General features: G+C 35.9%; 2 protein-coding genes. Both read right to left on the bottom strand.

From position 1 onward, the window contains the following. Window positions 1–137: 137 nt before the first annotated feature. Window positions 138–1,097: an IS3 family transposase gene (locus SFC47_RS25735; protein WP_411257381.1), complete on the bottom strand. Its 960-nt coding sequence runs from the start codon at window positions 1,095–1,097 to the stop codon at window positions 138–140. Next, a complete protein-coding gene (locus SFC47_RS25730; protein ID WP_411257380.1) occupies window positions 1,025–1,318 on the bottom strand; it encodes a transposase in 294 nt (97 codons plus the stop codon). Before SFC47_RS25730 ends, SFC47_RS25735 begins: the two co-directional genes overlap by 73 nt. Window positions 1,319–1,398: the final 80 nt, after the last annotated feature.

Here is a 1,398-nt window from a genome sequence, read left to right as displayed (position 1 = left end):
TTGGACTTCTGTCAAGAAAGTGGACAATAAAATTTGAGATTATTAAAACCAAAATCCCTACCGCACTACGTTTGGTACGGTAGTAGAAATGGGCAGTCGAAATCATGACTGACCATTTCTACTACCAAATGTCCCCTTTATGAGATTATTTCGGATTTATGTACAAGGTGTTTTCTCTCAAATTGGTTAGGTGAGGAATTCCCTAATGTTGAATGTTTTCGTTTTTCATTATAAAAGCTGCTAATATAATAATTTACTGCCTTAATTGCTTCTGCCCTTGTTTTAATTCGCCTTCGATAAATCAAATCTTTTTTAATTGTGGCATGAAACGACTCGATACAAGCATTATCATAAGGATCGCCTTTTTTACTCATACTGATTTTCATTTCTTTCTCTTTCAAAATATCAATATAATCATGAGAACAATACTGAGACCCACGGTCTGAATGGTGAAGTAATTCCTTGCCAGGCTGTCTTTGACTAATCGCCATATTCAATGCTTCTATAGCTAACTCTTTCCTCATATGGTCTGCTAAACTCCAACCAACTATTTTTCTCGAAAATAAATCCATTACAGATGCCAAATATACCCAACCCTCAATCGTCCAAATATATGTGATATCTGTAACCCAAGCTTGATTAGGTTCTTCTACATTAAATTGACGATTGAGTATATTGGGATAAATAGTTAAATCATGATCTGAGTCTGTTGTAACCACAAACTTTTCTCTTTGTGTAGCGCTTAAACCCATTTCCCTCATGATTCGAGCTACTGTTTTTTGCGATATCATATAGCCCCAATCAATCAAATCGGCATGTACTCTGGGGCTGCCGTAGGTTCCAAAACTCTCATGAAATGACTTGCTAATTTTCTGCTGAATTTCTTTCCGATATTTTTCCTTTTCGGATGGGAGACTTGACTGCATTTTAAGCCATTTATAGTACCCACTCGTTGAAACCTTTAATACTTGGCACATCTTCACTATAGCGTGTTCATTTGAGTGGGCTTCAATAAAGGTATAAACTACGCTTGGTTTTTGGTGAAGATGTGCATGGCCTTTTTTAGAATTTCTATTTCCTCTCTTGCATCTGCCAATTCTTTTTCATGCTGTTTTTTTAATTTCTCAAGCTCGGTAGGTGTAATATAAGTCTCATTAGTCTTCCCAGCATTATTTTTCATCCTATAAGCGGAAACCCAGCCGCTTATCGTCTTAGGTGAAATTTCTAATTCACGTGCAACATCAGATGCTTTTCGTCCTTCCTCAACAATTAATTTCGAAACGTAATCCTTGTACTCTTTATCAAAATGTTTACCCAAAGTGAACACGTCCTTCTATATGATGATTGTATTATAAACTAAATCTCATTTTTACGTGTCCACTTTTAAGACTAACCTCA

Source organism: Neobacillus niacini, assembly GCF_046591715.1.
Taxonomy (GTDB): Bacteria; Bacillota; Bacilli; order Bacillales; family Cytobacillaceae; genus Neobacillus; species Neobacillus niacini_L.
This window is presented reverse-complemented; position numbering and strand designations above follow the sequence as displayed.